This is a genomic window from Halomonas sp. YLGW01 (assembly GCF_014840935.1).
Taxonomy (GTDB): Bacteria; Pseudomonadota; Gammaproteobacteria; order Pseudomonadales; family Halomonadaceae; genus Onishia.
The window spans coordinates 1,089,752-1,116,092 of record NZ_CP062005.1; the positions used below are offsets into that span (position 1 = coordinate 1,089,752).

Genomic DNA, 26,341 nt, shown 5'->3' on the forward strand with positions numbered 1-26,341 from the left:
GGCCGAGAATCCCCTATTCTCGATGCTTTAGCCGCCAAGTCGTAGCCGCTTAAGGAGCCACATGAGCCAGGGACGAGTCTGGATGCCAGGCCTGGAGGCGAGCCCACGCCCGGGGTTGCGTCTGCTGTTGGTGGTGGTACTGGTGATGGCGGCGCTGGCCAGTGCCGTTGCGGTCACCACCACCAGCCATCTGACCCGGGTGCAGTACGCTCGCCTGCAACAGCTCGAGCGCGAGCAGAGCCAGCTGCAGACCGAGTGGGGGCAGCTGCTGCTAGAGGAGAGCGCCTGGTCGAGCCCGGCGCGCATCGAGCGGCTGGCCAGCGATCGCCTGGACATGCGCCTGCCCGATATCGAGCACCTGGAGGTGATCGGACCATGAATGCCTCCCCGCGTCGTGCGGCCACCCCCCGTCGCCCGCCGCCCAGTGCCCCCCTCGGGGCCTGGCGGTATCGGCTGATGCTCGGGCTGATCCTGCTGGCGCTTTGCCTGCTCGGGGCGCGCATCGTCTACCTGCATGTCATCGATCGTTCCTTCCTGCAGGGGCAGGGCGATGCCCGTACCCTGCGGGTGGAGTCGATCAGTGCCCACCGGGGCATGATCACCGACCGCCACGGCGAGCCCCTGGCGATCTCCACCCCGGTGGTGAGCCTGTGGGCCAATCCCCAGGAACTGCCGCCGGACGATATTCAGCGGCTGGTGCTGGCCAAGGCGCTGGGGATCGAGCTCGACGACCTCAATGAGCGCATCGCCCGCTATGCCAAGCGGGAGTTCATGTACCTGCGCCGCCAGATGACCCCGGATGCGGCGCAGGAGATCCTTGACCTCAGCCTGCCGGGCATCTATCGCCAGCTCGAATACCGCCGCTACTATCCCTCGGGCGAGGCCGCGGCCCAGCTGCTGGGCGTGACCAACGTCGACGACCGGGGCCAGGAAGGCCTGGAGCTCGCCTACAATGGCTATCTGTCTGGCACCCCGGGCAAGCGCCGGGTGCTCAAGGACCGTCGAGGACGCCTGGTGCGTGACCTGCACCTGCTCAAGGAGGCGGATCCCGGTGGCGACCTGGTGCTGGCAGTGGATCAACGCCTGCAGTACATGGCCTACCGGGAGCTCAAGGTGGCCGTTCAGGAGCGTGACGCCGACGGCGGCACCCTGGTGATGATGGATGCCCGCACCGGCGAGGTGCTGGCGATGGCCAATCAGCCGTCCTACAACCCCAACAATCGCGCTGGCCTCGACCCCCGCAGTCTGCGCAATCAGGCGATCGTCGATGTCTTCGAGCCGGGCTCAGTGATGAAGCCCCTGGCCATGTCGGCGGCCCTCACGACCGACCGCTATGCTCCCGACACGGTCATCGACACCTCGCCGGGCTGGATGCGGCTGGACAACCGTTTTACCATCCGCGATTTTCGCAACTACGGCGAGCTGACGCTGGGGGGTATTCTTCAGAAGTCCTCGAACATCGGCATGAGCCGCCTGGCCCTTGACCTGCCCGAGACCGCGGTGGTCGACACCTATCAGCGCCTGGGGCTCGGTCAGGGGCCGGGCACCGGCTTCCCGGGGAGGCGGCGGGTAGCCTGCCCGCACCGGCCCACTGGGCCGACAGCCAGCGGGCCAGCCTGGCCTACGGCTATGGCCTGTCGGTCTCGGCCCTGCAGTTGGCCAGCGCTTACACCGCCATCGCCAACCATGGCCGCCGCCTGCCCCCCTCGCTGCTCAAGCGCGATGCGCCGCCCGAGGGCATCCAGGCCATCGAGCCTCGGGTGGCCGATGAGCTGCTGGGGATGATGGAGCAGGTGGTACAGCCCCATACCGGCGCTCGCCGGGCGGGCGTGCCCGGCTACCGGGTGGCCGGCAAGACCGGTACCGTGCGCAAGGCCTCCGGCGGTGGCTACCAGGAAGACGCCTATCGGGGGCTCTTCGTCGGCATCGCTCCGGTCTCCGATCCGCGCATCGTCACGGTAGTGATGATCGACCACCCCCGTGGGGAAGACTACTATGGCGGCCTGGTGGCGGCGCCGGTGTTTTCCTCGGTCGTCGGCAACGCCCTGCGCCTGCTCGACGTGCCGCCCGATCAGGCGAATCTCTCGAACGCCGCCTCCCCTTGATTCCAGGAGAAACGCATGCAGGTCGACAATTCGCGACTCCTCGCCAGCCTCGAGGCGCTATGGCCCGGCGCCACCGATGCGCTGCCCGCTCAGCCCGAGGGCGCTCGGCGGCTGGTCCTCGACAGTCGCCGGGTGCAGCCGGGGGATGTCTTCATCGCCCTGCCCGGCGTCCGCGTCGATGGGCGCGCCTATATCGCCCAGGCGCTGGACGCCGGTGCCGCCCTGGTGCTCAGCCACCGCGATGCCGAGACGCCTGCCCTTGATGAAGCCGATGACCCGCGGGTGCTGATGCTGAATGGCCTGCGCCACTGCGTGGGTGAGCTGGGGAGTGCACTGTACCAGGTGCCGGAGGATCAAGAGCTGATCGGCGTCACCGGCACCAACGGCAAGAGTTCGGTGACGCACTACCTCGCCGCCCTGAGCGAGGCCATCGGCCGCCCCTGCGGGCTGATCGGCACCCTGGGTAGCGGTCGCCCGGGAGCGCTCACGGATAGCGGCTTGACCACCCCGGGGGCGCTTGCGCTTCAGGCGAGGCTCGGGGAGATGGCCGCCCAGGGGCTCGATCGGGTGGCCATGGAGGTCTCATCCCATGCCCTCGATCAGCAGCGACTCGAGGGGTGCCGGGTGCGGGCGGCGGTGTTCACCAACCTGACCCGCGATCACCTGGACTACCACGGCGGCATGGCGGGCTATGCCGCCGCCAAGGCGAAGCTCTTCCAGCGTCCCGAGCTCGGGCTCGCCGTGGTCAACGGTGACGATCCGCTGGCGCGGCTGATGCTGGCTGGTCTGCCCAAGGGCGTGCGGGTGCTGGCCACCGGCGAGGGCGAGGCCACCACCTTCCGGGTGCTCGATTGGGAGCCACGTCCCGATGGCCAGCGCGCCCTCATCGCGAGTCCCGACGGCGAGTTTGCCCTGGCGCTGACGCTGATGGGGCGCTTCAACCTCGATAACGTGCTACTGGCCATGGCGACGCTCTATGGTCTCGGTGAATCCCTCGAGGATCTCAGCGTGGCGGCGGGGCAGCTGGCGCCGGTGCCGGGGCGCATGCAGCCACTCTCCCAGCCCGGCCGGCCGGCGGTGGTGGTCGATTACGCCCACACCCCGGATGCCCTGGACAATGCCCTGGAGGCGCTGCGTGCGCACCTGGGGAAATCGGGCCAGCTGTGGTGCCTGTTCGGCTGTGGCGGTGAGCGGGATCGCGGCAAGCGGCCGCTGATGGCGCAGGCGGCCGCTGCCCGTGCCGACCATCTGGTGATCACCGACGACAATCCCCGCGGCGAGAATGCGGCGGCGATTCGCGAGGAGATACTTGCAGGACTCGAGCCGGGCGAACGAGAGCTCGCCTGGTGCATCGAGGGCCGCCGCGAAGCGATTCGCGCCTGCCTCGCGGCCGCCGGCCCGGATGACGTGGTGTTGATCGCCGGCAAGGGCCACGAGACCTATCAGGAGATCGATGGCGTGCGGCACGCCTTCTCCGATGTCGAGGAGGTCGAGCGAGCCCTCGAGGCGGGGTCTCTCGAGGTGGACAAGGAGTCGCGATCATGAGCGGCGTGGGCCTTGATACCCTCGGCGAGCTGGCCGAGTTGTTGGGTGCGCCCTGTCCGCTCGAGGCGTCTTCACCGGTCACGGGCATCACCACCGATACCCGCGCCCTGGTGCCTGGCCAGGTGCTGGTGGCGCTGGTCGGCGAGCGCTTCGACGCCCATGACTACCTGGCGAAGGCTCGGGAGGCCGGGGCGCTGGCCGCGGTGGTCTCGCGGCCGGTCGAGGACCCGCTGCCCCAGCTCGTGGTGTCCGATACTCGCCTGGCACTGGGCGTGCTGGCGAAGGCCCGACGCCAGGCCTGGGGCGGGCCGCTGGTGGCCGTCACCGGAAACAGCGGCAAGACCACGGTCAAGGAACTGCTCGCCGGCCTGCTGGCGACGGGCGGCGAGGGGCTCGCGACCCGCGGCAACCTCAACAACGACATCGGCGCCCCTCTGACCCTGCTGGGCCTCGCCCCCGAGCACCGCCACGCGGTGCTCGAGCTCGGCGCCAATCATCTCGGGGAGATCGCCTGGACGACGTTGCTGGCGGCGCCGCAGGTGGCGGTGATCACCAATGTCACGGGGGCCCATGTCGGCGAGTTCGGCGGCATGGGCCGCATCGCCCAGGCCAAGGCCGAGATCCTCTCGGGACTCGGTCCCGGCGGGGTGGCGGTGCTCAATCGCGACGACACCTTCTTTGCGCTGTGGCGCCGCCTCGCCGCGCCCCGCGAGGTGCTGGACTTCGGTATCGAGACGGCAGCCCGGGTGCGGGCGGTCGACCTGGCCTGCGATGCCCTGGGCCGCTATGCCTTCACGCTGCATGTCGATGGCCGTGCGCTTGGCCGCGTGCAGCTTGGTCTGCTGGGCCGTCACAACGTGGCCAACGCCCTGGCCGCTGCGGCGGCGGCGCTGGCCATGAGGCTCGACGAGGCCGCGCTGATGGCGGGGCTGGCCTCCGCGGTGCCGATGGCCGGGCGCCTGACGGTGGTGCCGGGAATCCGCGATTCACGTTTGCTCGACGATACGTATAATGCCAACCCCGGTGCGGTGAAGGCGGCGATAGATCTGCTGGCCGAGCTACCGGGCCCCCGCTGGTGTCTGCTGGGGGCCATGGGTGAACTGGGAGCGGCGTCCGAGCGGCTGCATGCCGAGATCGGGCGCCATGCGCGGGAAAGGGGGATCGATGTCCTCGGCACCCTGGGTGCGCCGGCAGCAGCGGCGAGCCAGGCCTTCGGTGAAGGCGGGTGTCATTTCAATGACTGGCAGGCGCTGGCGCGCCATGCCCACAACCATCTTCCGCCCGAGGCCAGCGTGCTGGTCAAGGGCTCGCGCAGCGCCGGCATGGAACGCCTGATCGCCGAGCTGCGCCTGGATGCATCAAGGTGAACGCGACCCATGCTGCTTTTTCTCGCTGAGCTACTGGCGCAGTACAACAACGCCTTCAACGTCTTCGGCTACCTGACCCTGCGCATGATCCTGGGGACCCTGACCGCCCTGCTACTGTGCCTGTGGTTGGGGCCGATGATGATTCGCCGCCTGGTCGAACGTCAGATCGGCCAGGCGGTGCGCGACGACGGTCCCCAGTCGCATCTCTCCAAGGCCGGTACGCCCACCATGGGCGGGGCGATGATCCTGATGGCGATGGCCGTCAGCACCCTGCTGTGGGGGGACCTGACCAACCACTATGTCTGGATCGTGCTCGGCGTCACCCTGGGCTTTGGCGCCATCGGCTGGGTCGATGACTTCCGCAAGGTGGTCGAGAAGAATCCCCGTGGCCTGCCGGCGCGCTGGAAGTACTTCTGGCAGTCGGTGATCGGCCTGGCCGCCGCCATTCTGCTCTACCTGACCGCGGCGAGTCCGGTCGAGACCAGCCTGATCGTGCCGCTGTTCAAGGACGTGGTGGTGCCGCTGGGGCTCTTCTTCGTGGTGCTGACCTATCTGGTGATCGTCGGCAGCTCCAATGCCGTCAATCTCACCGATGGTCTGGACGGCCTGGCGATCATGCCCACCGTGCTGGTGGCCATGGGCCTGTCCGTGTTCGCCTACGCCAGCGGCAACAGCGTCTTCGCCAATTACCTGCATATCCCGCTGATTCCCGGCGCCGGTGAGCTCGCGGTGTTCTGCGGCACCATTGCCGGGGCGGGCCTCGGCTTCCTGTGGTTCAACACCTACCCGGCCCAGGTCTTCATGGGTGATGTGGGTGCCCTGGCGCTGGGCGCCGCCCTCGGCGTGGTGGCGGTGATCGTGCGCCAGGAGATCGTGCTGTTCATCATGGGCGGGGTCTTCGTCATGGAGACCGTGTCGGTGATCCTGCAGGTCGGGTCCTACAAGCTGACCGGGCGGCGCATCTTCCGCATGGCCCCGCTGCACCACCACTTCGAGCTCAAGGGCTGGCCCGAGCCGCGAGTGATCGTGCGTTTCTGGATCATCACCGTGGTGCTGGTGCTGCTCGGCCTCGCGACCCTGAAGGTGCGCTGATGGTGGCCGTCCCGACAGGGGTGACCCTGGTAGTGGGGCTCGGCGTCTCCGGTTGCGCCATCGCCCGACATCTGGCGCGACAGGGTACGCCCTTCATGCTCGCCGATACCCGTGAGGCGCCGCCTGGGCTCGAGGCTGTTCGCGCCTCGCACCCGGGCGTGACCGTTCACTGTGGGCCATTGAGCGGACTCGACATGTCGGCGGCCAGGGAAGTGGTGCTGAGCCCGGGCGTCGATCCGAAGACGCCCGGGCTGCCGTCGCTAGACGCTGTCGACGAGGCGGGCCGGCCGAGGCTGGTCGGCGAGATCGCGCTCTTCAAACGTGCGGCCCGCGCCCCGATCGCCGCCATCACCGGCGCCAATGCCAAGTCCACCGTGACCACCCTGCTCGGCGAGATGGCCCGCGAGGCCGGCGTGCGTGTCGCCGTGGGCGGCAACCTGGGCACGCCGGCGCTGGACCTGCTGGCCGAGGTTCCCGATGCCGAGCTCTATGTGCTGGAGCTATCCAGTTTCCAGCTCGAGACCACGCCCTGGCTCGGCGCCGAGACGGCGGCCTTTCTCAACCTCTGCGAGGATCACCTGGATCGCCACGGCGACCTGGCGGGCTATCGCGCGGCCAAGCTGGCCATCTTCCGTGGCGCGGCTCATGGGGTCGTCAACGCCGAGGATCCCATGACCTGGCCCGAGACGTCGCTGCCGGCGATGGATCGCTTCACCACGGGGGGGCCGGCCGCCGGCGACTGGGGCATCGCCCTGCACGACGCTGGGCAGGGCGAGGTGCCCTGGTTGATGCACGGTGATATGCCGCTGATGCCCGCCGCTGCGGTGCGTCTGCCCGGTCGCCACAATCAGGCCAATGCCCTGGCGGCGCTGGCCATGGGCCAGCGCCTCAAGTTGCCACTTGCCGCCATGCGGGCGGTCCTCGAACGCTTCCCGGGGCTTCCCCACCGGGGCGAACTGGTGGCGCGGGTCAACGACATCGCCTGGATCAACGATTCCAAGGGCACCAATGTCGGGGCCACCCTGGCCGCCGTCGAGGGCCTGGGCCCGACCCTGGACGGCCGCTTGGTGCTGCTGGCCGGCGGGGTGGGCAAGGGCGCCGATTTTTCGCCCCTGGCGGCGCCGCTTGAGCGGTATGCCCGGGAGGTGGTGGTGTTCGGCGCCGATGCCGACCGGCTGGCCGCGACCCTGGAGCGGCAGGTGACGGTGACCCGCGTCGCCGACCTGACATCGGCCCTTGCGCGGGCACATGACATCGCCCGGCCCGGGGATGCGGTGCTGCTGTCGCCGGCCTGCGCGAGCCTCGATCAGTTCCCCCATTACATGGCCCGTGGCGACGCCTTTCGCGACTGGGTCCAGCGCACCCTGGGGGAGGGCGCATGAAGCGACTGCGCCAGCGCTTCTCCACCGAGCACCAGCCCTTCGATGGCTGGCTGCTGCTGTCGGCCCTGACCCTGATGCTGGTGGGCTGGGTGATGGTTACCTCGGCTTCTACCGAGGTCGCGTCGGGCCTCACCGGCAACCCCTTCTATTTCAGTATTCGCCATGGGATCTTCGTGATCGTGGCGATCGTGATCGGCTATGCGGTGCTGTGGGTGCCGATGGGCTGGTGGCGCGTCAACGGCCTGCTGCTGCTGGGAATCGCCATCGGCCTGCTGGGGCTGGTGCTGGTGGCGGGGCGCGAGGTCAACGGCAGCACCCGCTGGCTGGCGATCCCCGGTGTGCCCATCAACCTCCAGCCCTCCGAGATCGCCAAGCTGTTTCTGATCGCCTACATGGCGAGCTACCTCGAACGCTACCTGCCGGCGGTGCGCAGGACCTGGGGCGCCTTCCTGCGGCCGCTGCTGGTCACCGGCGTACTCGCCGTGCTGCTGATCCTCGAGCCCGACTACGGCTCGGTGGTGGTGATGACCGGTTGCGTGATGGGGATGCTGCTGATGGCCGGGGCGCCGATCTGGCGCTTCCTGCTGCTGTTGGCGCTGCTGGTCGCGCTCGGCGCCCTGCTGGCGATCGCCGAGCCCTATCGCATGGCGCGCTTGACCAGCTTCTCCGACCCCTGGGCGGATCAGTTCGCCAGCGGCTACCAGCTGACCCAGGCCTTGATCGCCTATGGTCGCGGCCACTGGTTCGGGCTGGGGCTCGGCAACAGTGTGCAGAAGCTCTTCTACCTACCCGAGGCCCATACCGATTTCGTGTTTGCGGTGATCGCCGAGGAACTTGGGTTGGTGGGAGCCATGGCGGTGATCGGGCTCTTTGCCTTGCTGGTAACCCGGGCGCTGGCCGTGGGACGGCGCGCGGAGCTGGCTAAATTGCCGTTCTCCGCCTATTTCAGCTACGGTATCGCCCTGATCATCGGGGCCCAGGCCTTCATCAACGTGGCGGTGAGCACCGGCATGCTGCCGACCAAGGGGCTGACCCTGCCGCTGTTGAGCTACGGCGGCTCCAGCCTGGTGGTCAGTGCGGTGATGGTGGCACTGCTGCTGCGGGTCGATATCGAGACTCGCGAGGTCCTGCGCCGGTCGCGCCCGACGGCACCCAGGGCGTCTTCTATCAAGGCCACGCGCAGCAAGACACCGACCCGATCGCAAGGAGAGCGAGCGTGAACGAGACAAGACTGGAGCGGGTGCTGATCATGGCCGGCGGCACCGGGGGGCACGTGATCCCGGCGCTGTCGCTGGCTCGTGGCCTCCAGGCCCGTGGCGTGCACGTCGAGTGGCTCGGCAGTCCGCGGGGCATCGAGAATCGCCTGGTGCCCGAGGCCGGCATCCCGCTGCATCGCATCGACGTGGCCGGCCTGCGCGGCAATGGCCCGGCCGGCTGGCTGTCGGCGCCCTGGCGGTTGAGTCGGGCCATCTGGCAGGCCCGCGGCGTGATCGCCCGCTTCAAGCCCGACCTGGTGGTGGGCATGGGCGGCTTCGCCAGTGGCCCCGGGGGGCTGGCCGCCTGGCTGACCCGTTGCCCGCTGCTGATCCACGAACAGAACGCCGTGGCCGGCATGACCAATAGGGCACTGTCCTACCTCGCGCGGCGGGTCTATGCCGCCTTCCCCGGGGCCTTCCCGGGTCGCGGTGAGGTGATCGGTAACCCGGTGCGCGCCGATATTGCCGCTTTGGGAGAGACGCCTCGTGACGAAGCCACGCTGCGCAGCCGGCCGCTGCGCCTGCTGGTGGTGGGAGGGTCGCTCGGCGCCAAGGCCCTCAACGAGCAGTTGCCCGCGGCGTTGGCCCGGCTCGCGCCGGAGCGCCGGCCCGAGGTGCGCCATCAGGCCGGGCGCGACAAGGACGCGGTGACCCGCGAGGACTATGCGGCGCAGGCGGTGACCGCCGAGGTCAGCGCCTTCATCGATGACATGGCCGCGGCCTACGACTGGGCCGACCTGGTGGTCTGCCGCGCCGGTGCCCTGACCGTGGCCGAGCTGGCGGCGGCGGCCAAGCCCGCGCTGCTGGTGCCCTTCCCGCATGCGGTGGACGATCACCAGACCGCCAACGCGTGCGTGCTGCTGGACGCGGGAGCCGGCGAACTGATGCCTCAGGCCGAGATCACGCCGGCCGCGCTTGCCGCGCGGCTCGAGACGCTCTTGGTCCCCGATACCCTGGCCACCATGGCGAGCCGCGCCCGGGCGAATGCCCGGCTGGACGCCGTCGATCGCCTGGTGGCCGGCTGCATGGAGATAGACAGTGAACGATAGCAAGCAACTGCCGCCGGGTGGCAGCGATGTCCGCGGGCCCGGCATGCGGCGTATTCGCCGCATCCATTTCGTCGGCATTGGCGGCGCCGGCATGTGCGGCATCGCCGAGGTGCTGGCCAATCAGGGCTATCGGGTCAGCGGCAGCGACCTGAAGGAATCCTCGGTGGTGGCTCATCTGCGCCAGTGCGGGATTCGCGTGATGCTGGGGCACGCCGCCGAGCATGTGGAGAAGGCCGATGTGGTGGTGGTCTCCACCGCCATCGATCCCGCCAACCCCGAGATCCGCTGGGCCCAGGAACATCGCGTGCCGGTGGTGCGCCGCGCCGAGATGCTCGCCGAGCTGATGCGCTTTCGCCACGGCATCGCCGTGGCCGGCACCCACGGCAAGACGACCACCACCAGCATCACCTCGACTCTGCTGGCCGAGGGCGGACTGGACCCGACCTTCGTGATCGGCGGCAAGCTGACCAGCGCAGGCACCAATGCGCGGCTCGGCGAGGGCGACTACCTGGTGGCCGAGGCCGACGAGTCGGACGCCTCCTTCCTGCACCTGCAGCCCATGGTATCCATCGTCACCAACATCGACGCCGATCACATGAGCACCTACGGGGGCGATTTCGAGCGGCTCAAGGACACCTTCGTCGAGTTCCTGCACAACCTGCCGTTCTACGGCCTCGCCGTGCTGTGCGTCGACGACGATCACGTGCGCGGTCTGCTGGATCGCGTGCACCGCCAGTTCGTCACCTACGGTTTCAGCGAAGACGCCGACTATCGCCTCATCGACTTCGTCCAAGACGCTGGCGAGGTGCGCTTCACCGTGCGGCGTCCCGATGGTCAGTCGCCACTGGCGGTGCGCCTGGCCATGCCGGGTGAGCACAATGCCCTGAATGCCCTGGCGGCGATCGCGGTGGCCTGCGATGCCGGGGTCTCGGATGCCGCCATTCTCAGCGGCCTGGCCAGCTTCGAAGGCGTCGGGCGCCGCTTCCAGGTGCACGGCGAGTATCCGGCCCCTGAGGGCGGAGGTGAGGTCATGCTGATCGATGACTATGGCCACCATCCGCGCGAGGTGGAGATGGTGATCCGGGCGATCCGTGCCGGCTGGCCCGAGCGGCGCCTGGTGATGGTCTATCAGCCTCACCGCTATTCGCGGACCCGGGATCTTTACGAGGACTTCGTGCGGGTGCTCTCCGAGGTGGACACCCTGGTGCTGCTGGACGTCTATTCCGCCGGTGAGACCCCGATTCCGGGCGCCGAGGGCAAGACCCTGGCCGGCTCGATTCGCCAGCGTGGGCGGATCGATCCGCTGTTCGTCGAGCACAAGGCGGAGCTGCCCGATCTGTTGAAGCGGGTGCTGCGTCCCGACGATATCCTGATCACCCAGGGCGCCGGGGATGTCGGTGGTATCGCCCTAGGGCTCGCCGACCAGAGCCTCGAGCTCGATAAGGTAGTGCTATGACGGATGATGCGATGATGAAAGGCGCGATGAGGCGTCCCGAGTGCTATGGCCGGGTGGTGGTGGTCTATGGAGGGGCCTCCGCCGAGCGTGAGGTGTCGCTGATCAGCGGCAGTGCGATCCTCGCCTCGCTCGAGCGCAGTGGCGTCGAGGCCATCGGCTATGACCTGGCCAAGGATGGCCTCGCGGGCCTGCAGGCGCTGGCCCCGGATCGTGTCTTCATTGCCCTGCACGGCGGAGTGGGCGAGGACGGTACCCTGCAAGGGGCGCTGTCCCTGCTCGGGATTCCCTTCACCGGCAGCGGTGTACTGGCCTCGGCACTCGGCATGGACAAGCAGCGCACCAAGGCGGTCTGGCAGGATGCCGGGTTGCCCACGCCGCAGAGCCTGACCCTTGACGCTGCATCCGACTGGCCGAGTGTCTGCGAGACCCTGGGGCTGCCGCTGATCGTCAAGCCGGTGCATGAGGGGTCGACCCTAGGTATCACCGTGGTCGAGAGTCCCGAGGCGCTGGAGGCGGCCTACCGCGGCGCCTCGCGTTTCGATGCGGCCGTGATGGCGGAGCGTTTCGTGCGGGGGCCCGAGTATACGGTGTCCCTGCTCGGTGACAGCGTGCTGCCGGCGATTCGGGTCGAGGTGCCCAGCGGTTTCTATGACTACGAGGCCAAGTACCTGTCCAACGAGACGCTCTACCATCTGCCCTGCGGGCTCGCCGCCGAGGAGGAGAAGGCCCTGGGAAACTTGAGCCGGCGTGCCTTCGAGGCCATCGGTGCCCAGGGCTGGGGGCGGGTCGACGTGATGCGCGACGGCGAAGGACGCTTCTGGCTGCTCGAGGTCAACACCGTGCCGGGCATGACCGATCACAGCCTGGTGCCCCAGGCCGCGGCTCATGCGGGGATCGACTTCGATTCGCTGGTACTGCGTATCCTCGATTCCAGCCTCGACGCCTTGCGGGCGTCCTGAGCGGTCATGCAGCGCACCAAAGGCCCCTGGCTTGGTCTGATCCTGTTCATCGTGCTGCTGGTCGCCGGCGGTCGGGTGCTGTGGCTGTGGCTGGACCGTCCCATCGATCGGGTCTCGATCCGCGGCGAGTTCGAGCATGTCAGCGCCGACTATCTGCGCGAGCAGCTGGCTCCGCTGATCGAAGGTCAGTCCTGGTTGTCACTGGATCTCGGTGAGCTTCGCCAGCGGGTGCGCGACATCGGCTGGCTCGCCGAGGTTCGAGTGTCGCGGCAGTGGCCGGATGCCTTGACGCTTGAGCTCTTCGAGCAGGAGCCGGTGGCGCGCTGGCGTGATGACGCCCTGCTCAACCCCCGTGGTGAGCCCTTCGCCTATGGATCCGTCTCTCCTCCCGAGGGGCTCGCCGATCTGGCCGGGCCCCTCGGAAGCGGGGCCGAAGTGCTGACCTATTATGATCGCCTGCAGCGTCGTTTCGCCGCCTTGGGGATCGAGATTCGACAGCTGCGCCTCGAGCCCAGGGGGGCCTGGCGGCTGCAGCTCGACGGCGGCGTGTGGGTCATGCTGGGGCGCAGCGTTCATGATGCCCGGTTGGCGCGACTCGAGGCCGCCTGGCGGCGGCAATTGGGTGGCGAGGCGTCGCAAATCCGCTACATCGACCTGCGATACCCCAATGGCGTGGCCGTGGCCTGGCATGGCGAGACGGTGCCGGTCGAACCATGAGCCGGGAATAGGGGGCAGTACCTTTTTTCGGTACAGCGCCCGCCAGCTGGGGGTTTCGGGTGTTTCTTTCCGTGATAAAAGCGCTTATCGTGTGACGGGTATTTATGCTGGGGTGGTGAAACTAGGGCAGTTGTTCCTATAATTGCTACCTATGCGACTTTATTGCGGACTCACGGATGATCATCCGAACAGTTTCTAGGAGTATTCCCGACCCATGGCAGGACATTCCAACGCTTCTAATATGGTAGTCGGGCTGGATATCGGAACATCCAAGGTGGTGGCGATCGTCGGGCAGCCCAGCGACGATGGAGGCATCGAGATTGCCGGCATCGGTTCGCACCCCTCTCGGGGCATGAAGAAGGGCGTCGTGATCAATATCGAATCGACCGTCCAGTCGATTCAGCGTGCCGTCGAGGAAGCCGAGTTGATGGCCGGCTGCGATATACATTCGGTCTATGTCGGCATCGCCGGTAGCCATATCAGTTCGATGAATTCTGATGGGGTGGTCGCCATCAAGGACCGTGAGGTGTCCTCGTCGGACATCGAGCGGGTGATCGACTCGGCCCGGGCGCGGGCCATCTCCGAGGGCCAGCGGGTGCTGCACGTATTGCCCCAGGAGTTTGCCATCGATACACAGGAGGGCATCCGTGAGCCTCTAGGCATGTCAGGGGTGCGTCTCGAGGCCCGCGTTCATCTGGTCACGGCGGCCCTCAATGCCGTGCAGAACATCGAGAAATGCGTGCGCCGCTGTGGCCTCGAGGTCGATGCGATCATCCTCGAGCAGCTGGCGTCCAGCCATGCCGTGCTCACCGAGGACGAGCGTGAACTCGGTGTCTGCATGGTGGATATCGGTGGCGGGACCACCGATATCGCGGTCTTCACCGAGGGGGCGATTCGCCACACGGCGGTCATTCCCATCGCCGGCGATCAGGTCACCAATGATATCGCCATGGCCCTGCGTACGCCGACTCAGTATGCCGAGAACATCAAGGTCAAGTATGCCTGTGCCTTGACCCAGCTCGCGGCCAGCGACGAGATGATCAAGGTGCCGAGCGTGGGCGACCGGCCGGCGCGGGACTTGTCCCGACAGGCGCTGGCCGAAGTGGTCGAACCGCGCTACGAGGAGCTGTTCACTCTGGTCCGCGAGGAGTTGCGTCGCAGCGGCTTCGAGGATCTGGTGGCTGCGGGCGTGGTGCTGACCGGCGGGACCTCGCGTATGGAAGGGGTCGTCGAACTGGCCGAAGAGATCTTCCATATGCCCGTGCGCATCGCCTGTCCGCAAAATGTTCGCGGGCTGGCCGATGTGGTGCGAAACCCGATTTATTCGACAGGAGTCGGTTTGCTACATTACGGCATGCGTGAGGCTGGTCAAGGACAGGGCCGAGTCGTTCCGGTACAGCCGAAGAGGGAGGGCGTCTCCCGGGGATTCAAGGAAACGATGCCGGCGCTCGATAGGATCAAGGGCTGGTTCAAAGGAAATTTCTGACACGGGCCGCAGGCGGTCCAGGAGACGGACACATGTTCGAACTGGTTGATAACGCACCCTCAAGCAGCGCGGTCATCAAGGTGGTCGGCGTCGGCGGCGGTGGTGGCAATGCCGTCAATCACATGGTCGAGAGCAGCATCGAAGGGGTGGAGTTCATCTGTGCCAATACCGATGCTCAGGCCCTGAAGCGGGTCGCTGCCAAGACCGTTCTCCAGCTGGGAAGCGAGATTACCAAGGGGCTTGGCGCCGGCGCCAACCCTGAAGTCGGGCGTCAGGCGGCCATGGAGGATCGCGAGCGCATCGCCGAGCTGCTGGAAGGCGCCGATATGGTGTTCATTACCGCGGGCATGGGCGGTGGCACCGGTACCGGCGGTGCGCCGGTGGTAGCGCAGGTGGCCAAGGAACTCGGCATCCTGACCGTGGCCGTGGTGACGCGCCCCTTCCCCTTCGAGGGACCCAAGCGCATGCGCGCGGCCGAGGAAGGCATGAAGGAGCTCTCCGAGCATGTCGACTCGCTGATCACCATCCCCAACGAGAAGCTATTGTCGGTGCTTGGCAAGAGCGCCAGCCTGCTGACGGCCTTCAGCGCCGCGAATGACGTGCTGCTTGGCGCCGTGCAGGGCATCGCCGAGCTGATCACCAGCCCGGGCATCATCAACGTCGACTTCGCCGACGTGCGTACCGTGATGTCCGAGATGGGCATGGCGATGATGGGCACCGGCGGGGCGACCGGCGAGAACCGGGCGCGGGAAGCCGCCGAGAAGGCGATTCGCAGCCCGCTGCTCGAGGACATCGATCTGCACGGCGCCCGCGGCATTCTGGTTAACATCACGGCGGGGCCGGACCTGTCGATCGGCGAGTTCAACGATGTGGGTGCCACCGTCCAGGAATTCGCGTCCCAGGATGCCACCATCGTGGTTGGTACCTCCATCGACATGGAAATGTCCGATGAACTGCGTGTCACGGTGGTGGCGGCCGGCCTCGACGGTCGTGCCCCCAAGGTGGCGAGCGCCCCGCGTGAATCAGCGGCGTCTCGCCCCGAGACCACCGACTACCGCACCCTGCAGCAGCAGCCGGCGGTGACCCGCCAGCAGGCGGCCAAGGCAGCCGATCAGGAGGCCGCCAAGTCCCGTGCCGATCAGCGCAGGGCCAAGGACATGGACGACTATCTCGATATCCCGGCGTTCCTGCGGCGCCAAGCCGATTGAGCCAATCTATTGTTGACATAGAGATCGCCGGGGTGAGTTTTCTTTGTTGAAACGGCCGTTCGCTGGTATAGTGAACACCGTTTGATAACTACATATCACGGCTCGGCGATTGCCCATGATTAAACAGCGCACGTTAAAGAACACCATCCGCGCCACCGGCGTGGGTCTCCATTCGGGCGAGAAGGTCTGTCTGACCCTGCGCCCGGCACCGGTCAATACCGGTGTTATCTTCGTTCGTACCGATCTCACTCCCGAGGTGCAGATTCCGGCGAACGCCAACTTGGTCACCGATACCTCCCTGTGCACCGCCCTGTCTCAGGGTGACGTCAAGGTGGCGACGGTCGAACACCTGATGTCGGCCTTCGCGGGGCTCGGCATCGACAACGTCTTCGTCGAGCTGAGTGCCGGCGAGGTGCCGATCATGGACGGCAGTGCCGGCCCCTTCGTGTTCCTGATCCAGTCGGCGGGCATCGAGGAGCAGGCCGCGGCCAAGAAGTTCATTCGCATCAAGCGCGAGATCGTCGTGCGTGATGGGGACAAGGAAGCCATCTTCCTGCCGCACCACGGTTTCAAGGTCTCCTTCGCCATCGACTTCGATCATCCGGTGTCGGAGCTGCGCGATCAGACGGCGGTCGTTGATTTCTCGACCACCTCCTTCGTCAAGGAGGTCTCCCGGGCCCGCACCTTCGGCTTCATGCGCGACCTGGAATTTCTGCGCTCGCAGAATCTTGCCCTGGGCGGCAGCCTGGACAACGCGGTGGTGGTCGATGATTATCGCATCGTCAACGAGGGCGGACTGCGCTACGACGACGAGTTCGTCAAGCACAAGGTGCTGGATGCCATCGGCGACCTCTATCAGCTGGGGCATAGCCTGATCGGCGAATTCCGCGGCGTGAAATCCGGTCACGCGCTAAACAATCAGCTGTGCCGAGCCATGCTGGCCCAGCCGGATGCCTGGGAAGTGGTGACCTTCGAAGACGCCCATCAGGCCGCCCCGATCTCCTACGCAGCGCCGGCCATGGCGTGATGCCCGGGGAGTAACCCCTTCGCCGAGTCGTCGTCACGCGATCAGCTGATGACAACCTTGCTTGACGCCGCTTTCCTTCGGGAGGCGGCGTTTTTTGTGATCGCGTAGAACAGGGCGGCAGGATGTTGTGTCAGGGTGAGATGAGGGGCTAAGACGGGTCGTCGGCGTGGGCGGCCAGCCGCTCGAGGGCGCGCTTGAGTCGCGGGTCCTCGGTGTCCTCGGCGCAGCTGGCGATCTCTCCGGCGGCGCTGGAGGAGAGTCGTCGGCAATGGCGCGGCGGGGCCTTGGGGGGGCGTACCGGACGGACCTTGAGGTGAAACCCCAGTACCGCCTCGAACTCCGCGCGCCGTCTCAGCAGGTCCAGCAGGCGCGGCTGCTCATAGCGTAGCCAGGTGAGCCACACGGCGCGATCGGTGATCAGGGTCAACTTGCCGTCTCGATAGCCGCCGACGAAGACATGCTCGCGCACCTCCTCGGGGAGGTGCGCGCGAAGTTCCTGCTGTGCCCGGTCGATCAGGCTGGCCATGCGCATCAGGCCGCCGAGCTCGCCGCGGCCGCCCAGCAGCGACGTGGCGGGCTGGGCGCGGAAACGCTTAACCTTTATACTCATGGGCTGCACTTTTGACGCCAATCGATGACCGGCAATCTACCATGCCCGCGAGTACTCCAACAGCATGAACGGCTCCTCTCACCCAAGCTCGGCTCGGTCCGCCGACACGACCTCGCGTCGGCGCACGCGCTGGTGGCTGGCGGGCTTGTTGGTGGGTTGTCTGCTGCCGGCGGGCCTGGCGCAGGCCGATGGGGTGCGCCTGGTGGAGCGGGTGGTACAGATCTGCTGGCTGGCGCCGGCGGTCATCCGGGCCGAGAGCCGCCGCCAGGCGAGCCGTCGTCGCTGGCGGCCGCTGCGCCGCTGGCGCCTTCGGTTGTCGACTCGCCCCCTGCCGCGCAGAGTGTCGCTGGCTCCTTCTGCCGCGCATGATGTCCTGACCCGTCGCGGTCCGCCGTGCCAAGCCGCCTGATATGCCCGCCCTCCGGGCGGATAGCGGACGCCAGCGCCTGCTCGAGGCGCTGCGGTCTGGATTCGGACACTTGGTAGATAACGGACTTTTCATGATCAATAATTTGTTGCGCAAGGTGGTCGGCTCGAAAAACGACCGCGAGGTCAAACGCTTTGGCAAGATCGTCTCCAAGATCAGTGCCATGGAGCCAGATTTCGAGGCACTCGACGACGCCAGCCTTCGTGCCAAGACCGCCGAGTTTCGCGAGCGTCTGGCGGCGGGCGAGACCCTGGATGCACTGCTGCCCGAGGCCTTCGCGGTGGTCCGCGAGGCCAGCAAGCGGGTCATGGGCATGCGCCATTTCGACGTCCAGATGGTCGGTGGCCTGGCCCTGAACACCGGCCGGATCGCCGAGATGAAGACCGGCGAGGGCAAGACCCTGGTGGCCACCCTGGCCGTCTACCTGAACGCGCTGCCCGCCAAGGGCGTGCATGTGGTGACCGTCAACGACTACCTGGCCCGTCGCGACGCCGAATGGATGCGTCCCCTCTATGAGAGCCTGGACCTGTCGGTGGGGTCGATCTACTCGGGGCAGGCGCCGGAAGAGAAGCGTCAGGCCTACGCCTGCGACATCACCTACGGCACCAACAACGAGTACGGTTTCGACTACCTGCGCGATAACATGGCCTTCTCCCTGGACGACAAGGTCCAGCGGGGGCTGCACTACGCGATCATCGACGAAGTCGACTCCATCCTGATAGATGAGGCGCGCACCCCACTGATCATCTCCGGCCCGGTGGATGAGAACACCGAGCTCTACAAGGTGATCAATCGTTTGGCCACCGACCTGGTGCCCGGCGAGCAGAGCGAAGACGATGACGTGCCACCCGACGGTGACTTCATCCTCGACGAGAAACAGAAGCAGGTCGAGATCACCGAAGAGGGGCACCACAAGGTCGAGGCCCTGCTGCGCGGCGAGGGGCTGCTCGGCGAGCACGATTCCCTGTATGCCGCCCAGAACCTCAACCTGCTGCAGCACATGCATTCGGCGCTGCGGGCCCGGCATCTCTATCAGCGCGATGTGGACTACATCATCGACGATGGCCAGGTGGTGATCGTCGACGAGCATACCGGCCGCAGTATGCCGGGCCGCCGCTGGTCGGAAGGCCTGCACCAGGCGGTCGAGGCCAAGGAGGGGGTGACCGTTCAGCGCGAGAGCCAGACCCTGGCCTCGACCACCTTCCAGAACTACTTCCGCCTCTACGAGAAGCTCTCCGGCATGACCGGCACCGCCGATACCGAGGCCTTCGAGTTCCGCCAGATCTACGGCCTGGACGTGATGGTGATTCCCACCAACCGGCCGCTGGTGCGCCGCGACCTCAATGACCTGGTCTATCTCACGGCGGAGGAGAAGTTCGAGGCGATCATCAAGGATGTCCAGGCCGAGACCGAGGCCGGCCGTCCGGTGCTGGTGGGCACCGCCTCCATCGAGACCTCCGAATACCTGGCCGGGCTGATGCGAAAGGCCGGCATGGACTTCAATGTACTGAACGCCAAGCAGCACCAGAGCGAGGCGCAGATCATCGCCCAGGCGGGCCGTCCCGGGGCGGTGACCATCGCCACCAACATGGCCGGTCGCGGTACCGACATCATGCTCGGCGGCAGCTGGGAGGCCGAGGTCGCCGAACTCGATAGCCCGGATGAGGCCCGTGTCGAGGCCATCAAGGCCGCTTGGCAGGAACGGCACGACGCCGTGCTGGCGGCGGGTGGCCTGCACGTGATCGGTTCCGAGCGTCACGAATCGCGGCGGATCGACAACCAGCTGCGCGGTCGCTCGGGCCGTCAGGGGGATCCGGGCTCGACGCGCTTCTTCCTGTCGCTGGAAGACAGCCTGATGCGCTTGTTCGGTTCCGACCGGGTGCAGCGACTGATGCAGGCGCTGGGCCTGGAGCGAGGCGAGGCCATCGAGCACAAGATGGTGTCCAACGCCGTCGAGCGGGCCCAGAAGAAGGTTGAGGGCCGTAACTTCGATATCCGCAAGCAGCTGCTCGAATATGACGACGTGGCCAATGACCAGCGGCGCGTGATCTACGAGCAGCGCAACGACATCCTCGAGGCGGAGGACGTCTCCGAGAACGTGCTGGGCATTCGCGCCGAGGTGCTGGATGAAGCCATCAGCGACTTCGTGCCGCCTCAAAGTCTGCCCGAGCAGTGGGACCTGGCGGGACTCGAGGCGCACCTCAAGGCCGAGTTCAACCTCGAAACGCCGGTCACCGAGTGGTCCGCCGAGGATGCCCGTCTCAGCGAGGAGCAGCTGCGCGAGCGCCTCCAGGAAGCGCACCGCAAGCTCTATGACGACAAGGTGGCCGCCGTCGGCGAGCCCTTGATGCGCCGCTTCGAGAAGCAGGTGATGCTGCAGGTGCTGGACACCCGCTGGAAGGAACACCTTCAGTCGATGGACCACCTGCGTCGCGGCATCCACCTGCGTGGCTACGCCCAGAAGAACCCGAAGCAGGAATACAAGCGCGAAGCCTTCGAACTGTTCCAGGGTCTGCTTGGCAACATCAAGGCCGATATCACGCGCATCCTGAGCCACGTTCAGGTGCGTCGTCAGGAAGAGGTCGACGAGCTCGAACAGCAGCGCCGCGAGACCCTGGCCCGCGAACAGGCCGGCGCCGCCAGTCGCCACGATGAAGCCGCGGCAAGCCCCGCTGAGGCACCGGCCGAACAGACGGCCGCCGAGGGCGGTGACGGTCAGCCCGTGCGTCGTGAGGGGCCCAAGGTGGGGCGTAACGAGCCCTGCCCCTGCGGGTCCGGCAAGAAATACAAGCAGTGCCACGGCACACTGAACTGATGGATGCCGGCGGCAACAGATGCCGCCGGCCGGCGACGAACGAGGGAGTATAGGCATGGCAGTGGGTGAAACGGTCTTTCCGCAGATGCCGGTGATCAAGGGCCTGCGGCTGGGCACCGCCAGTGCGGGTATCAAGCAACCCGGGCGTCGAGATCTGGTGGTCATCGAGGTGCCGGAGGGGGCCAGCGTCGCCGGCACCTTCACTCGCAACGCCTTCTGTGCGGCGCCGGTTCACGTGGCCAGGCAGCATCTGGCGGCGCGCGGAGAGCGGGGGCTTGCCCCGCGCTACTTCGTGATCAATACCGGCAATGCCAATGCCGGCACCGGCGCCGTCGGCATGCGTGATGCCGAGGCGAGCTGCGATGAACTGGCGCGCCTGGCCGGCGTCGAGGGCGAGGCGGTGCTGCCGTTCTCCACCGGCGTGATCGGCGAGCCGCTGCCTATGGAGCGGCTGCTGGGGGCCATGCCTGAGGCCCTCGAGGCACTTGGGGAGGACGGCTGGGAGGCTGCCGCCGAGGGCATCCTGACCACCGATACCCGGCCGAAGGGGGCGACGCGCACCTTCACCATCGACGGGGAAACGGTGACCATCGCCGGCATCAGCAAGGGCTCGGGCATGATCCAGCCCAACATGGCGACCATGCTGGGGTTCGTGGCCACCGATGCGGCGATCCCTCAGGCCCGGCTCGAGACCCTGTTGCGCGAGGGCGTAAGCCGCTCCTTTAACTGCATCACCGTGGACAGCGATACCTCCACCAACGATGCCTGCATGCTGGTGGCCACCGGCCACGGTCCGGCCCTCGAGAGTGATGCGGCCCTCGAGGCGTTCCGCGTCGCCCTCGATGAGGTGCTGATCGAGCTGGCTCAGGCGATCATTCGTGACGGCGAGGGTGCGACCAAGTTCGTCACCCTGGAGATCGAGGAGGCCTCGACTCGCCAGGAGGCGCTGGACGTGGCCTTCACGGTGGCGCATTCGCCGCTGGTCAAGACCGCGCTCTATGCCTCGGACGCCAACTGGGGCCGTATTCTCGCCGCGGTGGGGCGTGCGCCGGTCGAGAATTTCGACGTCGACCGGGTGGTCATCGACCTGGGCGAGGTGCGCCTGGTCGAGCAGGGAGGGCGGGCCGCCTGCTACACCGAGGAAGCCGGCAGCGCCGTTATGGCACGAGAGGAAATTCGCATCCGCATTCGACTGGGACGCGGCGAGGCCCGGGCCACCGTCTGGACCTCAGACTTGTCCCACGATTATGTCACCATCAACGCCGACTACCGCAGCTAGGCCTGGCCGGCCGCTGCCGCGATGCCCCTCAGGGGTGCTGCGGGTAGCGCGTTCTTCATGTTTGAAAGGTAATACACACAATGGTCAAGAGAAGGGTACATGTGGCTGCCGCCGCCATCGTCAGCGAGGATGCGGCCCAGGTGTTGATCGCCCGGCGCCCCTCCAACGTCGATCAGGGCGGCCTGTGGGAATTCCCCGGTGGCAAGTTGGCGCCCTATGAAACCGGCTTTGAGGCCCTGAAACGCGAGTTGCATGAGGAGCTCGGTGTCGAGATCCATCGCGCCCAGCCGCTGATCCGGGTGCATCATGAGTATCCCGACAAGCATATCCTGCTGGACGTGTGGCAGGTGCATGCCTTCGCCGGCGAGCCGTTCGGTCGCGAGGGGCAGGCCGTGCGTTGGGTCGCCAAGGACGAGCTCTTCAACTACCCCTTCCCGGCGGCCAACCTGCCGATCCTGAGGGCGGTGATCCTGCCCACCGAGTGCCTGATCACCGGCGAGGAAGACGACGACGAGGTCTTCTACACCAAGCTCGAGCGCGCCTTGGTCGAGGATCAGGTTCGCCTGGTGCAGCTACGTGCTAAGCAGCTCGATCGCGAGGCCTACCTGGCCCGTGCCGAGGGCGCGCTCGCGATCTGCCGCAAGCACGGGGCTCGCCTGCAGCTCAACGGTGAGCCTGAGCTGCTGGACGAGGTGGATGCCGACGGCATCCATCTGACCAGCGAGCGACTGATGAGCCTCGAGCGTCGTCCGCTGGCACAGGGCAAGTGGCAGTCGGCCTCGGCTCACAATGCCGAGCAGCTGGAGCAGGCCGGCCGCATCGGCTGTGACTTCGTGACCCTGTCGCCGCTGCGCACCACCCCGACCCACCCGGACGCGGCGCCGCTCGGCTGGCACGACTTCCAGCAGCTGGTGGAGACCGCCGCCATGCCGGTCTTCGCGCTGGGCGGCATGACCCGCTTCGATGCCAACCATGCCCGCGCCGTGGGCGCCCAGGGCATCGCCTCTATTCGCGACTTCTGGAAATAACTCCCGTCGCAAGATGAAAAACCCCCGTGGGCCAGTTCAAGGCCCCGGGGGTTTTTCGTTGGCGTGAGACTTATCCTGGCTTCGAGCGCACCTAGTCCCGGAAGCGGCGGGTCAGGTCGCCATAGGCATCGATGCGCCGGTCGCGTAGGAAGGGCCAGATGCGCCGGGTGTCCTCGGCTCGGCCCATGTCGACCTCGACCAGGAGGCGCTGGCCCTCTTCGCCGGCATGGGCCAGCAGTTCGCCCTGAGGCCCGCAGACGAAGCTGCCACCCCAGAAATCGATGCCCTCGCTGGCGCCGCTGTGATCGGGCTCGTGGCCGACGCGATTGGCCACCAGCACCGGCAGGCCGTTGGCCACCCCATGAGAACGCTGGATGAGGGTCCAGGCATCCTTCTGGCGAGCCTTCTCGTCGGTCTCGTCGGACGGCGTCCAGCCGATGGCGGTGGGGTAGAGCAGCAGCTCGGCGCCGGCCAGGGCCATCAGGCGGGCCGCCTCGGGGTACCACTGATCCCAGCAGACCAGCAGGCCCAGACGTCCCACCGAGGTGTCGATGGGGGAGAAGCCGCCCAGTGGATCCTTGGCCGTGACTCCCTCGGCGTCGCCCGGGGTGAAGTAGAACTTCTCGTAGAAGCCCGGGTCGTCGGGAATGTGCATCTTGCGATAGTGGCCCACCGCACCCTTGGCCCGGTCATAGACCACCGCGGTGTTGTGGTAGAGCCCGGCGGCCCGGCGCTCGAACAGCGAGCCGACCAGCACGATGTCGAGTTCGGCGGCCAGCGCCGCCAGCCGACGACCGGTGGGGCCGTCCAGCGGTTCGGCCAGGTCGAAGACCGCCGGGTCCTCGTACTGGCAGAAGTAGTGGCTGGCATGCAGCTCCTGAAGCAGCACTAGCTCGGCGCCGCGCGCCGCGAGCTCGCGGGCGCCCGCTTCGGTCTCATCGAGGCTTTTGGCCTTGTCGGGCCAGGCACGTTGCTGGACCAGGCCGACGGTGAGGGTCTGAGTCATTGGATCACTCCTGAGATTCGACGGCTGGATCAAAGAGAGAGATGGGTGGCGGCGAGGCTGCCCTGTGGCAGCTGCATGGTCAGGCAGTGCAGGCTACCGTGCTGGCGGATCACCTCGCGACAGTCGATGGGGATCAGGTCGCGGTCGGGGAAGGCCGTGGCGAGCGCCGCCAGGGCGACGCTGTCCGCCGCATCGCCGTAGGTCGGCACCAGCACGGCGCCATTGATGATCAGGAAGTTGGCGTAGGTGGCTGGCAGGCGGTGGCCATCCTCCGGGTCGAAGCAGGGCCGGGGCCAGGGCAGCGGAATCAGCCGGTAGGGGCTCCCGTCGGCCTGGCGCAGTGCCCTGAGTTCATCTTCCATGGCACAAAGCGCCGGGTAGTGCGCATCGCTGGGATCGTCACAGCGCACATAGGCGATGGTCTGCGGGTCGCAGAAGCGGGCCAGGGTGTCGACATGGCTGTCGGTGTCATCGCCCTCCAGGTGGCCGTTGGCGAGCCACAGCACCCGGGTCACGCCGAAGTCCTTGGCCAGCTGGGCCTCGATGGCGTCCCGGTCGAGCGCGGGGTTGCGATTCTCGTTGAGCAGGCAGGCCTCGGTGGTCAGGAGGGTGCCCGCGCCATCGCTCTCGATGGCGCCGCCCTCGAGGATCAGCTTGCGGGATTCCAGCGGGGCGGCGAAGACGCCCTGATCGGCCATCGCCCGGTTGAGGGCATCGTCGCGCTCGGCGGGGAACTTGCCCCCCCAGCCGGTGAAGCGATAGTCCAGCAGGGTCAGATGGCCATCGCGCTCGATGCCGATCGGCCCGTGATCCCGCGCCCAGGTGTCGTCGCTTGGCACCACGCAGAACTGAAGTCGGGTCACGGGTACGCCGAGGTGAGAAAAGGTAGCCGCCAGGCGCGTCCGGGTAGCGGTATCGGCGACGCCGATCAGTACGCGCTGGTAGCGGGCGATGGCCACCACCAGACGCTCAAGCGTGGCTTCGATGCGCGAAAGCATCGGCGCCCAGTCGCTGTCGGCGGAGGGCCAGGTCAGTTGCACGGCATCCTGGGGATGCCACTCGGGGAACAAGCGGTTAGCCATCGCAGTCTTCTCACGGGTATGCTCGTCGGGGCCGGGCAGGTGCCTGCCCCGGGGGACGGCGCAATGTAGGGTGAGCGCTGCCGGGATGCAAGGGGACCGGCGACGGATAACCGCCTTGCCCGGGGCGCACATGCGCCGCCAGGCAAAAAACCGTACCATGAGCGCCCGCTGACAAGGAACCGATCGCGATGCTCGACCGTCTGCCATTTATGCTGGGACTGCGCTACGTGCGCGCCAAGCGACGCAATCACTTTATTTCCTTCATCTCGTTGACCTCGATGCTGGGGCTGATGCTCGGTGTGGCCGTGCTGATCCTGGTGCTGTCGGTGATGAACGGCTTTGACCACGAGCTGCGCTCCCGAGTGCTGGGCATGGTGCCCCACACCCGCATCGAGGCGCCGTCGGGGATGACGGACTGGCAGCCGCTGGCCGAGCGGCTGACGCAGCGCGAGCGGGTGATCGGGGCCGCCCCCTATGTGCAGCAGCAGGGCATGTTCTCGATCGGCGGGCGCAATGAGGGCGCCATGGTCAACGGCATCGCCCCGGATGCCGAGGCCAAGGTGTCGATCATCGATGATCATATGGTGCAGGGCAGCCTCGATGACCTGAAGGCCGGGGAATGGAAGATGGTGCTCGGCGAGCTGCTGGCCAGGCGCCTGGGCGTCGGGGTGGGGGATCGCGTCACCCTGCTGGTGCCCGAGGCCTCGATCACCCCGGGAGGCGTCTTCCCGCGCCTGAAGCGCTTCACCGTGAGCGGCATCTTCAGCGTCGGCGCCGATCTCGACGCCAGCCTCGCCTATGCCCATATCGCCGACATGCAGACCCTGGCACGCATGGGAGATGCCGTTGGGGGACTTAGGCTGGAATTCGATGATCTGTTCGCCGCCCACGGCGAGACCCGGGCGATCATCGACGACCTGGGGCCGGGCTATCGGGGCATCGACTGGACCCTGACCCACGGCAATCTCTTCCAGGCGATCCAGATGGAGAAGCGCATGATCGGTCTGCTGCTGACCGTGATCATCGCCGTGGCGGCCTTCAACATCGTCTCGACCCTGGTCATGGTGGTCACCGACAAGAAGGCGGATATCGCCATCCTGCGTACCATCGGGGCGACGCCGGGCTCGATCATGGGGATTTTCATCGTTCAGGGGCTGGCGATCGGCATCATCGGCATCCTGATCGGCGTCGGCGTCGGGGTGACCCTGGCGCTGACGATTGCCGACCTGATCGCCTGGTTCGAGGCGGCCACCGGTATCCAGTTCCTGGATGCCAACGTCTACTTCATCAGCTATCTGCCGTCTCGCCTGCAGTGGTCCGATGTGGGCGTGATCACCCTGGCGGCCTTCGTGCTGACCTTCCTGTCCACCCTGTATCCGGCCTGGCGTGCCTCGCGCATCCAGCCGGCCGATGTGCTGCGTTACGAGTGAGGCCCTCGATGAGCA

At 67.0% G+C, this 26,341-nt stretch carries 21 protein-coding genes and 1 pseudogene; 19 read left to right on the forward strand and 3 right to left on the reverse strand.

From position 1 onward, the window contains the following. Positions 1 to 61: 61 nt before the first annotated feature. From ftsL to lpxC, 14 genes and pseudogenes are all read left to right on the forward strand, one after another. Positions 62 to 379 (forward strand): cell division protein FtsL, encoded by a 318-nt coding sequence (gene ftsL, locus IEJ03_RS05105; protein WP_192036601.1) that lies wholly within the window; start codon positions 62 to 64, stop codon positions 377 to 379. Positions 380 to 594: 215 nt separating this feature from the next. After that, positions 595 to 2,105, forward strand: a pseudogene (locus IEJ03_RS05110) (penicillin-binding transpeptidase domain-containing protein). 15 nt (positions 2,106 to 2,120) lie between these two features. After that, complete coding sequence (locus IEJ03_RS05115) at positions 2,121 to 3,650, forward strand: UDP-N-acetylmuramoyl-L-alanyl-D-glutamate--2,6-diaminopimelate ligase (RefSeq protein ID WP_192036602.1); 1,530 nt, start codon at positions 2,121 to 2,123, stop codon at positions 3,648 to 3,650. After that, on the forward strand, positions 3,647 to 5,017 hold the full coding sequence (murF, locus tag IEJ03_RS05120; protein ID WP_192036603.1) for a UDP-N-acetylmuramoyl-tripeptide--D-alanyl-D-alanine ligase: 1,371 nt from the start codon (positions 3,647 to 3,649) through the stop codon (positions 5,015 to 5,017). Before IEJ03_RS05115 ends, murF begins: the two co-directional genes overlap by 4 nt. Before the next feature lie 9 nt (positions 5,018 to 5,026). Then, on the forward strand, positions 5,027 to 6,109 hold the full coding sequence (mraY, locus tag IEJ03_RS05125; protein WP_192036604.1) for a phospho-N-acetylmuramoyl-pentapeptide-transferase: 1,083 nt from the start codon (positions 5,027 to 5,029) through the stop codon (positions 6,107 to 6,109). Beyond that, a complete protein-coding gene (murD, locus tag IEJ03_RS05130) occupies positions 6,109 to 7,491 on the forward strand; it encodes a UDP-N-acetylmuramoyl-L-alanine--D-glutamate ligase (protein ID WP_192036605.1) in 1,383 nt (460 codons plus the stop codon). The genes mraY and murD overlap by 1 nt, the downstream gene beginning before the upstream one ends. After that, positions 7,488 to 8,711, forward strand: coding sequence for a putative lipid II flippase FtsW (ftsW, locus tag IEJ03_RS05135; RefSeq protein WP_192036606.1), 1,224 nt, complete (start codon positions 7,488 to 7,490; stop codon positions 8,709 to 8,711). Before murD ends, ftsW begins: the two co-directional genes overlap by 4 nt. Before the next feature lie 29 nt (positions 8,712 to 8,740). After that, positions 8,741 to 9,796 (forward strand): undecaprenyldiphospho-muramoylpentapeptide beta-N-acetylglucosaminyltransferase, encoded by a 1,056-nt coding sequence (gene murG / locus IEJ03_RS05140; RefSeq protein ID WP_192037191.1) that lies wholly within the window; start codon positions 8,741 to 8,743, stop codon positions 9,794 to 9,796. Between the two features lie 43 nt (positions 9,797 to 9,839). Further along, on the forward strand, positions 9,840 to 11,252 hold the full coding sequence (gene murC / locus IEJ03_RS05145) for a UDP-N-acetylmuramate--L-alanine ligase (protein WP_192037190.1): 1,413 nt from the start codon (positions 9,840 to 9,842) through the stop codon (positions 11,250 to 11,252). Between the two features lie 26 nt (positions 11,253 to 11,278). After that, a complete protein-coding gene (locus IEJ03_RS05150; protein WP_192036607.1) occupies positions 11,279 to 12,211 on the forward strand; it encodes a D-alanine--D-alanine ligase in 933 nt (310 codons plus the stop codon). Positions 12,212 to 12,217: 6 nt separating this feature from the next. Further along, positions 12,218 to 12,928 carry a cell division protein FtsQ/DivIB gene (locus IEJ03_RS05155; RefSeq protein ID WP_192036608.1) on the forward strand — a complete coding sequence of 237 codons (711 nt, stop codon included), beginning with the start codon at positions 12,218 to 12,220 and terminating at the stop codon, positions 12,926 to 12,928. Positions 12,929 to 13,142: 214 nt separating this feature from the next. Further along, positions 13,143 to 14,414 carry a cell division protein FtsA gene (ftsA, locus tag IEJ03_RS05160; RefSeq protein ID WP_192036609.1) on the forward strand — a complete coding sequence of 424 codons (1,272 nt, stop codon included), beginning with the start codon at positions 13,143 to 13,145 and terminating at the stop codon, positions 14,412 to 14,414. Between the two features lie 32 nt (positions 14,415 to 14,446). Continuing rightward, on the forward strand, positions 14,447 to 15,622 hold the full coding sequence (ftsZ, locus tag IEJ03_RS05165) for a cell division protein FtsZ (protein ID WP_192036610.1): 1,176 nt from the start codon (positions 14,447 to 14,449) through the stop codon (positions 15,620 to 15,622). Positions 15,623 to 15,737: 115 nt separating this feature from the next. After that, on the forward strand, positions 15,738 to 16,649 hold the full coding sequence (gene lpxC / locus IEJ03_RS05170) for a UDP-3-O-acyl-N-acetylglucosamine deacetylase (RefSeq protein ID WP_192036611.1): 912 nt from the start codon (positions 15,738 to 15,740) through the stop codon (positions 16,647 to 16,649). Between the two features lie 148 nt (positions 16,650 to 16,797). Here the strand turns inward: lpxC and IEJ03_RS05175 are convergent, their stop codons facing one another. Then, positions 16,798 to 17,259: a DciA family protein gene (locus tag IEJ03_RS05175; protein ID WP_192036612.1), complete on the reverse strand. Its 462-nt coding sequence runs from the start codon at positions 17,257 to 17,259 to the stop codon at positions 16,798 to 16,800. Positions 17,260 to 17,323: 64 nt separating this feature from the next. Between IEJ03_RS05175 and IEJ03_RS05180 the strand changes: the two genes are divergently transcribed. The 4 genes from IEJ03_RS05180 (at position 17,324) to IEJ03_RS05195 (ending at position 22,808) form a co-directional block, all read left to right on the forward strand. Further along, positions 17,324 to 17,668 (forward strand): hypothetical protein, encoded by a 345-nt coding sequence (locus IEJ03_RS05180; protein ID WP_192036613.1) that lies wholly within the window; start codon positions 17,324 to 17,326, stop codon positions 17,666 to 17,668. A 91-nt stretch (positions 17,669 to 17,759) separates the two neighbouring features. After that, on the forward strand, positions 17,760 to 20,501 hold the full coding sequence (gene secA, locus IEJ03_RS05185; protein WP_192036614.1) for a preprotein translocase subunit SecA: 2,742 nt from the start codon (positions 17,760 to 17,762) through the stop codon (positions 20,499 to 20,501). Positions 20,502 to 20,556: 55 nt separating this feature from the next. After that, entirely contained in the window at positions 20,557 to 21,780 is a 1,224-nt protein-coding gene (argJ, locus tag IEJ03_RS05190; protein ID WP_192036615.1) for a bifunctional glutamate N-acetyltransferase/amino-acid acetyltransferase ArgJ, read from the forward strand. Positions 21,781 to 21,860: 80 nt separating this feature from the next. Then, positions 21,861 to 22,808 carry a Nudix family hydrolase gene (locus IEJ03_RS05195; RefSeq protein ID WP_192036616.1) on the forward strand — a complete coding sequence of 316 codons (948 nt, stop codon included), beginning with the start codon at positions 21,861 to 21,863 and terminating at the stop codon, positions 22,806 to 22,808. A 91-nt stretch (positions 22,809 to 22,899) separates the two neighbouring features. On the opposite strand, the gene IEJ03_RS05200 is transcribed toward IEJ03_RS05195, so the two are convergent. Together IEJ03_RS05200 and IEJ03_RS05205 are read right to left on the reverse strand one after the other, a co-directional pair. Further along, positions 22,900 to 23,814 carry a carbon-nitrogen hydrolase gene (locus IEJ03_RS05200; RefSeq protein ID WP_192036617.1) on the reverse strand — a complete coding sequence of 305 codons (915 nt, stop codon included), beginning with the start codon at positions 23,812 to 23,814 and terminating at the stop codon, positions 22,900 to 22,902. Positions 23,815 to 23,843: 29 nt separating this feature from the next. Next, complete coding sequence (locus tag IEJ03_RS05205) at positions 23,844 to 24,896, reverse strand: agmatine deiminase family protein (RefSeq protein WP_192036618.1); 1,053 nt, start codon at positions 24,894 to 24,896, stop codon at positions 23,844 to 23,846. A gap of 188 nt (positions 24,897 to 25,084) precedes the next feature. On the opposite strand from IEJ03_RS05205, the gene IEJ03_RS05210 reads away from it, so the two are divergent. Beyond that, entirely contained in the window at positions 25,085 to 26,326 is a 1,242-nt protein-coding gene (locus IEJ03_RS05210; RefSeq protein WP_192036619.1) for a lipoprotein-releasing ABC transporter permease subunit, read from the forward strand. The last annotated feature ends 15 nt before the right edge of the window (positions 26,327 to 26,341 follow it).

Coding starts and splice junctions, on each gene's coding strand:
- IEJ03_RS05205 (WP_192036618.1), bottom strand. CDS start 24,896: ATGGCTAACCGCTTGTTCCCCGAGTGGCATCCCCAGGATGCCGTGCAA.
- murG (WP_192037191.1), top strand. CDS start 8,741: ATGGCCGGCGGCACCGGGGGGCACGTGATCCCGGCGCTGTCGCTGGCT.
- IEJ03_RS05175 (WP_192036612.1), bottom strand. CDS start 17,259: ATGAGTATAAAGGTTAAGCGTTTCCGCGCCCAGCCCGCCACGTCGCTG.
- IEJ03_RS05155 (WP_192036608.1), top strand. CDS start 12,218: ATGCAGCGCACCAAAGGCCCCTGGCTTGGTCTGATCCTGTTCATCGTG.
- mraY (WP_192036604.1), top strand. CDS start 5,027: ATGCTGCTTTTTCTCGCTGAGCTACTGGCGCAGTACAACAACGCCTTC.
- IEJ03_RS05180 (WP_192036613.1), top strand. CDS start 17,324: ATGAACGGCTCCTCTCACCCAAGCTCGGCTCGGTCCGCCGACACGACC.
- murC (WP_192037190.1), top strand. CDS start 9,840: ATGCGGCGTATTCGCCGCATCCATTTCGTCGGCATTGGCGGCGCCGGC.
- argJ (WP_192036615.1), top strand. CDS start 20,557: ATGGCAGTGGGTGAAACGGTCTTTCCGCAGATGCCGGTGATCAAGGGC.
- IEJ03_RS05195 (WP_192036616.1), top strand. CDS start 21,861: ATGGTCAAGAGAAGGGTACATGTGGCTGCCGCCGCCATCGTCAGCGAG.
- murF (WP_192036603.1), top strand. CDS start 3,647: ATGAGCGGCGTGGGCCTTGATACCCTCGGCGAGCTGGCCGAGTTGTTG.
- secA (WP_192036614.1), top strand. CDS start 17,760: ATGATCAATAATTTGTTGCGCAAGGTGGTCGGCTCGAAAAACGACCGC.
- ftsW (WP_192036606.1), top strand. CDS start 7,488: ATGAAGCGACTGCGCCAGCGCTTCTCCACCGAGCACCAGCCCTTCGAT.
- IEJ03_RS05150 (WP_192036607.1), top strand. CDS start 11,279: ATGAGGCGTCCCGAGTGCTATGGCCGGGTGGTGGTGGTCTATGGAGGG.
- murD (WP_192036605.1), top strand. CDS start 6,109: ATGGTGGCCGTCCCGACAGGGGTGACCCTGGTAGTGGGGCTCGGCGTC.
- IEJ03_RS05210 (WP_192036619.1), top strand. CDS start 25,085: ATGCTCGACCGTCTGCCATTTATGCTGGGACTGCGCTACGTGCGCGCC.
- ftsZ (WP_192036610.1), top strand. CDS start 14,447: ATGTTCGAACTGGTTGATAACGCACCCTCAAGCAGCGCGGTCATCAAG.
- lpxC (WP_192036611.1), top strand. CDS start 15,738: ATGATTAAACAGCGCACGTTAAAGAACACCATCCGCGCCACCGGCGTG.
- ftsA (WP_192036609.1), top strand. CDS start 13,143: ATGGCAGGACATTCCAACGCTTCTAATATGGTAGTCGGGCTGGATATC.
- IEJ03_RS05200 (WP_192036617.1), bottom strand. CDS start 23,814: ATGACTCAGACCCTCACCGTCGGCCTGGTCCAGCAACGTGCCTGGCCC.
- ftsL (WP_192036601.1), top strand. CDS start 62: ATGAGCCAGGGACGAGTCTGGATGCCAGGCCTGGAGGCGAGCCCACGC.
- IEJ03_RS05115 (WP_192036602.1), top strand. CDS start 2,121: ATGCAGGTCGACAATTCGCGACTCCTCGCCAGCCTCGAGGCGCTATGG.